This is a genomic window from Nocardioides sp. (genome assembly GCF_041913365.1).
In the GTDB taxonomy this organism is placed as follows: domain Bacteria; phylum Actinomycetota; class Actinomycetes; order Propionibacteriales; family Nocardioidaceae; genus Nocardioides.
This window is the reverse complement of sequence record NZ_JAYSFM010000007.1, coordinates 186654-193247: the sequence shown is the minus strand read 5'-3', so window position 1 is coordinate 193247 and position 6594 is coordinate 186654. Positions and strand designations below refer to the sequence as shown.

At 72.1% G+C, this 6594-nt stretch carries 9 protein-coding genes; 6 read left to right on the top strand and 3 right to left on the bottom strand.

Annotated features, from left to right (window positions below; genetic code table 11):
- On the bottom strand, window positions 1-455 hold a 455-nt coding region (locus tag ACE3QY_RS16650), incomplete at its 3' end, for a class II fructose-bisphosphate aldolase (protein ID WP_374457161.1).
- 156 nt (window positions 456-611) lie between these two features.
- Here ACE3QY_RS16650 and ACE3QY_RS16645 point away from each other — a divergent pair.
- From ACE3QY_RS16645 to ACE3QY_RS16630, 4 genes are all read left to right on the top strand, one after another.
- Window positions 612-1754, top strand: coding sequence for a hypothetical protein (locus tag ACE3QY_RS16645; protein WP_374457160.1), 1143 nt, complete (start codon window positions 612-614; stop codon window positions 1752-1754).
- Window positions 1751-2233 carry a SigE family RNA polymerase sigma factor gene (locus ACE3QY_RS16640; protein WP_374457159.1) on the top strand — a complete coding sequence of 161 codons (483 nt, stop codon included), beginning with the start codon at window positions 1751-1753 and terminating at the stop codon, window positions 2231-2233. The genes ACE3QY_RS16645 and ACE3QY_RS16640 overlap by 4 nt, the downstream gene beginning before the upstream one ends.
- A 67-nt stretch (window positions 2234-2300) precedes the next feature.
- Complete coding sequence (locus ACE3QY_RS16635; RefSeq protein ID WP_374457158.1) at window positions 2301-3035, top strand: hypothetical protein; 735 nt, start codon at window positions 2301-2303, stop codon at window positions 3033-3035.
- Between the two features lie 55 nt (window positions 3036-3090).
- A complete protein-coding gene (locus tag ACE3QY_RS16630; protein WP_374457157.1) occupies window positions 3091-3828 on the top strand; it encodes a septum formation family protein in 738 nt (245 codons plus the stop codon).
- Between the two features lie 9 nt (window positions 3829-3837).
- On the opposite strand, the gene ACE3QY_RS16625 is transcribed toward ACE3QY_RS16630, so the two are convergent.
- Window positions 3838-4530 (bottom strand): TrmH family RNA methyltransferase, encoded by a 693-nt coding sequence (locus ACE3QY_RS16625; RefSeq protein WP_374457156.1) that lies wholly within the window; start codon window positions 4528-4530, stop codon window positions 3838-3840.
- Between the two features lie 37 nt (window positions 4531-4567).
- On the opposite strand from ACE3QY_RS16625, the gene ACE3QY_RS16620 reads away from it, so the two are divergent.
- Entirely contained in the window at window positions 4568-5314 is a 747-nt protein-coding gene (locus tag ACE3QY_RS16620; protein ID WP_374457155.1) for a DedA family protein, read from the top strand.
- Window positions 5315-5338: 24 nt separating this feature from the next.
- Here ACE3QY_RS16620 and pyrE read toward each other — a convergent pair whose 3' ends face one another.
- Window positions 5339-5866 (bottom strand): orotate phosphoribosyltransferase, encoded by a 528-nt coding sequence (gene pyrE / locus ACE3QY_RS16615; protein WP_310247505.1) that lies wholly within the window; start codon window positions 5864-5866, stop codon window positions 5339-5341.
- Between the two features lie 115 nt (window positions 5867-5981).
- Between pyrE and ACE3QY_RS16610 the strand changes: the two genes are divergently transcribed.
- The gene (locus ACE3QY_RS16610) at window positions 5982-6590 is read left to right on the top strand and encodes a hypothetical protein (protein WP_374457154.1); all 609 of its coding nucleotides are present in this window, start codon (window positions 5982-5984) and stop codon (window positions 6588-6590) included.
- Window positions 6591-6594: the final 4 nt, after the last annotated feature.

The following is a 6594-nucleotide window of genomic DNA, read 5'->3' as shown; positions in this document are numbered from 1 at the left end:
GCGCACTTGGCGAGCAGCTCCTCGGCGATCTGGAGGTTCTCCTCCAGCGGCACGGCCGAGCCGTCCCACATGTGCGACTGGAACAGCGGCGCCTCGCCGCGGGCCACGCGCTCGGCGGAGATGTCGAGCAGCGGGCGGACGAAGCCGTCGAGCTTGTCCTTGGGGCAGTGGTCGGTGTGGAGCGCGATGTTGACGGGGTAGTTCTTCGCGACCTCGGCGGCGTAGGCCGCGAAGGCGACCGAGCCGGTGACCATGTCCTTCACTGACGGGCCGGAGAGGTACTCCGCGCCACCGGTCGAGACCTGGATGATGCCGTCGGAGCCGGCGTCGGCGAAGCCCTTGAGCGCGGCGTTGAGGGTCTGGGAGGACGACACGTTGATGGCCGGGTAGGCGAAGGACCTCTCCTTCGCGGCGTCCAGCATCTGCGCGTAGACCTCGGGGGTGGCGATGGGCATCGGGTTCTCCTCTGAAGCGGTCAGGCAGGCGCTGCCAACCCTAGTGGCTACCCGTGAGTCCGCCAGAGGCCGAGGACCCGTCTCACGACGTGACAACCGAAGTCCGCCCCGGTCCGTGTCAGGGGTGGAAGGCTCACCCGGGGGAAGGACCACGAGATGACCACGCAGATCGACTGGCAGCGCGAGCTGGACGCCTCGTTCGGCAGCGGCGAGGACGTGCCTGTCGGGCACTACGTCGCCGTCGGGCACACCGCCGTACGCCGTCGCCGCGCCGCCTTCTCCGCCGCCGCCGTCGCCGCGACCCTCGTCGTGGGCCTCACCTGGACCCTCGCTCCGGGGCAGGCGCCCCGCAGCACCGAGGCTCCCCTCGCCACCGACCCGAGCAGCACCCGGTCGGCGGAGCCGGACACGACCGCCGTCGACCGCGCACGCTCGCGGACGGCGTGGGGGAAGGGCGAGCCGCCGGTCCGGGTCCTCCCCGACGGCAAGGGCCCGGAGGTCCGCGAGGGCGCGGTGGTCCACGAGGTCCGCAACGACCTCTACCCCGGCAAGGAGTCCGAGTCCGCCGCCTTCGACGTCACCTACGACGACGTCCGCTGGTGGGTGACGCTGGAGTGGGACGCGGGCGGCGCCGCGATGACGTCCAGCCCGGCCGAGGACGACACCCACGACACCTTCGCGGAGTTCGTGGCCGCGACCGTCGCGACGGGCGGCATGACCCACGGGCCCGCGGGCGACGACCCGGCCATGGCCGGCGACCTCGTGACCTGGCATGGCGGCGAGGTCGTCCCGGCCCCCGGGGTCACCGTGGTGAGGCGGGTGGACGATCCCGTGGTCGGTGACGAGTCGATCGGGCTCGTGGTGCGCTCCGAGGGCAGCACCACGTGGATGCTCCTCACCCAGGGTGGCGCCGCGGCCACGTGGTCGCTCGACACCGACTCCGGGTGGCTCACGTTCGACCAGTGGCTCGCCGACCAGGTGGCGCTGCAGACCGGCAGCCCGGGACTCCACCTGGTGAAGCTCGCGGCGGACGGCACGGTCACGGCGACGGCTCCCAGCGTCGAGGTGCTCGAGCAACGCGCCGACCCCGACCTCGAGAGGTACGGCACCGGCGACGGCGGCCCGTCGGCCGTGGCCCTGCTGGAGTGGCAGGGCGAGCGCTGGTTCGTCCTCGCCGTGCGCTTCCCCGAGAACGACGCCGTCACCACGGTCGCCGCGGCCAAGGCCGGCGGCGCCGAGACCCTCGACGAGTTCGTCGCGTTCATGGCCGACAAGGCCGACGAGGGCGGCATGCGATGAAGCACGACGCAGCTTTCTCGGACTTCGTCGCGGCCCGGCAGGCCCACCTGCGCCGCATCGCGTACGCGCTGTGCGGCGACTGGCACCGCGCGGACGACCTCCTGCAGACGGCCCTGACCAAGCTGTACGTCGCCTGGCCGCGGATCCGCCACGAGGGCGGCGAGGAGGCCTACGTCCGCCAGATCATGGTGCGGGCCAACATCGACGAGTCGCGGCGGCCCTGGCGCCGCGAACGCCCCAGCGACGTCCTCCCCGACGCGCCCGCGGAGGGCGGGGCCCAGGTCGAGGAGCGCTCGGCGCTGTTCGAGGCGCTCCAGGCGCTGCCCGAGCAGCAGCGGAAGGTGGTCGTGCTCCGCCACTGGCTGGGGCTCTCGGTGCGGGAGACCGCGGCCGAGCTGAAGATCAGCGAGGGCACGGTCAAGAGCCACAGCAGCCGCGGGCTCGCCGCGCTCGAGGTGGTGCTGGCACCGCAGCGGTGAGCAACTGATGTCGGGCCCGCAGCGTCCTACCCCGTGACAGGTGTCCCCGGACGGGAGGAGCGGTGCGATGGGCGTCGGGCTCCCCACGCGCCACCGCCGCGTCCTCGCAGGGCTCGGGCTGGCGGCCGTCCTGGTCGTCGGGGCCCTGGGGTGGTCGGCGGCGACGCACGACGAGCCACCATCGGGGACCACGGTGGCGGCACCGACCCCCAGCGCCACACCCGAGCCGGCACGGGTGCCGCGGCACCTGCGGGACTGGCTCGCTCCCGGCTCGCCGCTGCCCGGCCCGGGTTCCGGCGCCACCGTGCTCGACCGCGTCGACGACCCGGTCGACGGGGCCGACTCGGTCGGGTGGTCGCTCGGGAAGGGTCGCTCGGCGCGCTGGGTCCTCGCCTTCGTGCGCGACGGGGAGCTCATCACCTACAGCGCGGTGCCCGCCGACTCCGGCTGGCTGACCTTCGACCAGTGGCTCGAGGACCTGTCGCTGCAGGAGGAGGGCGCCCCCGGCCTCGTGCTCGCGAGCATGGGGGACGACGGCACCATGACGCCGGTCCCGGACGGCGCAGAGGTGGTCGACCAGGCCCTCGACCGCGACCACCGGATGGGCGCCTTCCGCGAGGAGCGCGACTCGGTCTTCGCGGTGGCCGTGGTCCGGTGGGAGGGCCATCGCTGGTTCGTCATGTCGGAGCGGTACGACGGCCGGTCGCGGACCACCACGATCGCAGCTGCCCGGTCCGGGACGACCGCCACCACGGCCGAGGATTTCATCGCGCAGTACTCCGAGCTCGGCAAGCGGCCCTGAGTGTCGTACCGAAGGTGGATGGCGGAGCCGACCGGCGCCACCTAGGTTGACGCCCATGACACGACGACTCGGGACGAGTGCCGCCATCCTCGGGCTGCTCGCCGCAGCCCTCACCATCTCCATCGCACCCGCTGCCGGCGCGGCCGACCCGCTCTACCAGGCCCCGGTCGTGGGCCAGTGCTCCGACATGAGCCGCGCCGAGCTCGACCTTCCGAGCTACGCCGAGCCCGCCGTGGACTGCGCCGGCCCGCACACCGCACAGGTCACGGCCGTCGCCACGCTGCCCGACGGCCTCGCCTACGACAGCCCCGACCTCACCGAGCTCGCCGTGGAGACCTGCTACGCCGCCCAGCGCGAGGCGACCGGTGCCAGCAAGCTCGGCATCCGGCTGACGGCATACGCCATCGGCTACTTCATCCCCACCCCCGAGCAGCAGGCCGCCGGCGCCCGCTGGCTGCGCTGCGACCTCGTCCTGCTCGGCGGGACCGAGCTGACGCCGCTGCCCGGCACACTGGCGGTCGGGAAGTTCCCCTTCAAGAAGTCGGTCTCCCGCTGCCTCGCCGGTCGCGACTTCCTCGTGACGACGTGCGCCGCGAAGCACACCTACCGTGCCACGGCGGCCATCAAGATCAAGGAGAAGCGCTACCCCAAGGAGAAGGCCTGGAAGCGCATCGGCACCGACCGCTGCCGCAGCGCGACGACGTCGCGGACCTACCGCTTCAGCTGGCCGTCGAAGGTCGACTGGAAGGTCGGCGAACGCGCACTGGTCTGCTACACGCAGACCAAGAAGTAGGGGAAGCAGCTACCCGCGCCACGCGTCCTCACCGGTGAGGTCGGCGTGGGCGCGCACCCAGCTGTGCATCGCGATCGCCGCGGCCGAGCTGGCGTTGATCGACCGCGTCGAGCCGAACTGCGCGATCGAGAAGGTCCCGTCGCACACCTCGCGCGCGCCCTCCGACAGCCCGGGACCCTCCTGCCCGAAGAGGAAGCACACCCGCTCGGGCAGGTCCATGGTCTCGAGGTGGAGCGAGCCCGGCAGGTTGTCGATCCCCAGCAGCCGCACCGGCTGCTCCAGGGCGTGGAGGTACGCCGCCAGCGCGGGCGCGTCGGCGTGGTGGCGTACGTGCTGGTAGCGGTCGGTCACCATCGCACCGCGACGGTTCCAGCGGCGGTTGCCGACGATGTGCACCTCGGCCGCGAGGAACGCGTTGGCCGTCCGCACGATGGTGCCGATGTTGAAGTCGTGCTGCCAGTTCTCGATCGCGACGTGGAAGCCGTGACGACGGGTGTCGAGGTCCGCCACGATCGCCTCGAGGCTCCAGTAGCGGTACCGGTCGACCACGTTGCGGCGGTCACCGTCGCGCAGCAGGTCCGGATCCCAGTGGTCCCCGACGGGCCACTCCCCCGGCCACGGTCCGACGCCCACCTCCGGCGGTCCGTGCGGCATCGGGTCGTACGGCGCCCGCTCCCCGTCGCGCGCATCCTCGTCGTGCATGCCTGCATGCTAGGGATCGCTGGTTAGGGTGGCGCGCGTGACCGCTCTCCTCGACCCGGCCGGGCTCGTGACACCGCTGCTGCTGGGCATCGACTGGATGGACCCGAACTGGCTCCTGGACCGCTTCGGCGCGGAGCTGTTCTGGATCAGCCTGGCGATCGTCTTCGTCGAGTGCGGCCTGTTCTTCCCGATCCTGCCCGGCGACACCCTGCTGTTCGCCCTCGGCCTGTTCATCGCGACGGGCCAGCTGGACCTCGTCCCCGGCCCCCCGCTGGTGGAGCTGCTGATGGCGGTCGCCGCGCTCACCGCGGCGGGTTTCGTGGGCAACGTCGTCGGCTACGAGATCGGCCGGCGCATCGGTCCACCGCTCTACGAGCGCGACGGGCGGATCATCAAGCGCAAGTACTTCGACCAGACCACCGCGTTCTTCGACCGTCACGGCAACAAGGCGCTGGTGATCGGCCGCTTCGTGCCGTTCGTGCGGACCTACATCACCGTGGTGGCCGGGGTGACCCGGATGGACCGGCACCGCTTCTTCCTGTGGAGCCTCGTCGGCGCGGTGCTGTGGGTCGTGTCGATCTGCCTGCTCGGCTTCTTCCTCGGCGACGCGTTCCCCCACCTCGGCGAGAGCATCGACCAGCTCATCATCGTCATCCTGGCCTTCTCGGTCATCCCGATCGCCTACGAGTGGTGGCGGCACCGCCGCACCAACGCCCCCGGCGCCGAGATCGGCCCGCAGGACGGCGGCCCGGACCGCGACATCACCGGCCGCGACGTCGACTGACCTCGCTGGGCCTGTCGGGCCCGGTCAGCGGTGCACGGCGTCCAGGTCCGCGCGGGTGAGGACGGACCGGACCTCGAGGTCGACGTCGGCCAGCGGGTTCTCGTCCGCTGGCGAGCGGTCGATGGCGCAGACCACGACCTCGACCGTGGCGCCCGCCGCGCGGAGCTCCCGGGTCGCGTCGCGCACGGCACCGCCGGTGGTGATCACGTCCTCGATGATGGTGATCCGGCGCCCGGCGACGTCGGGGCCCTCGGCGAGCTTGCAGGTGCCGTACTCCTTGGCCTTCTTGCGCACGAAGAGCGCCGGCAGCCCGGTCTTCGCCGAGACCATCGTCGCGATCGGGATGCCGCCGAGCTCGAGGCCGCCGAGCAGCTCGGTGCCCTCCGGGAGCAGGTCGAGCATCCGGGTCGCGACCCGGTCCAGCAGCGCCGGCTGCGCCTCGAAGAGGTACTTGTCGAAGTAGGTGTCGGCGACCTGGCCGGACCGCAGGACGAACTCCCCGGTCAGGCGGCAGGCGGCGTCGATGTCGCGTGCGAGCGTCTCGTCAACCACGCCGCACACCCTAGCGATTCCGTGGCGCACCCCGGTCCGGACCGGGGTGCGAGCCCCCGGGCCGAGGCGTAGCGTCGAGAGGCTTCTCGGGGACCGACCAGGCGAGGAGGGAACGATGTTCGTGCAGGTGTTCCAGGGACCGGTCGCCGATCCCGCGCAGGTGAAGGAGCTGCTCGACCGCTGGGTGGCCGAGCTCGGGCCCAGTGCCGACGGATGGCTGGGCAGCACGGCCGGGGTCACCGACGACAACTGGTTCATCGCCGTCGCCCGCTTCGACTCCGAGAGCGCCGCCCGCCACAACAGCGAGCGACCGGAGCAGGGCGAGTGGTGGGCGCAGCTGGAGAAGCTCTTCACCAGCGAGCCGGCCTTCCACGAGACCACGGAGGTCGTCGTCGACGAGCACGGCGACCTCGACGCGGCCGGGTTCGTCCAGGTGATGCAGGGGCGGACCAGCGACGGCGCCCGGGCGCGCGAGCTGACCGACAACGACGACCCGGCGTGGCGGGACTACCGGCCCGACGTGCTCGGCAGCCTGATGGCCGTCCACGGGGAGGACGCGTGGACCATGGCCATCTACTTCACCAGCGAGGCCGATGCGCGGGAGGGTGAGCAGAAGGAGCCACCCGAGTCGATCCGGGAGGCGATGGCGGAGCTCGCCTCGCTCGCCGTCGGCGAGACGACGTACCTCGACCTGCGTGAGCCCTGGTTGGCAAGCCCTTCCTGAGACC

Coding starts and splice junctions, on each gene's coding strand:
- ACE3QY_RS16635 (WP_374457158.1), top strand. CDS start 2,301: ATGGGCGTCGGGCTCCCCACGCGCCACCGCCGCGTCCTCGCAGGGCTC.
- ACE3QY_RS16610 (WP_374457154.1), top strand. CDS start 5,982: ATGTTCGTGCAGGTGTTCCAGGGACCGGTCGCCGATCCCGCGCAGGTG.
- ACE3QY_RS16625 (WP_374457156.1), bottom strand. CDS start 4,530: ATGCACGACGAGGATGCGCGCGACGGGGAGCGGGCGCCGTACGACCCG.
- ACE3QY_RS16640 (WP_374457159.1), top strand. CDS start 1,751: ATGAAGCACGACGCAGCTTTCTCGGACTTCGTCGCGGCCCGGCAGGCC.
- ACE3QY_RS16630 (WP_374457157.1), top strand. CDS start 3,091: ATGACACGACGACTCGGGACGAGTGCCGCCATCCTCGGGCTGCTCGCC.
- ACE3QY_RS16645 (WP_374457160.1), top strand. CDS start 612: ATGACCACGCAGATCGACTGGCAGCGCGAGCTGGACGCCTCGTTCGGC.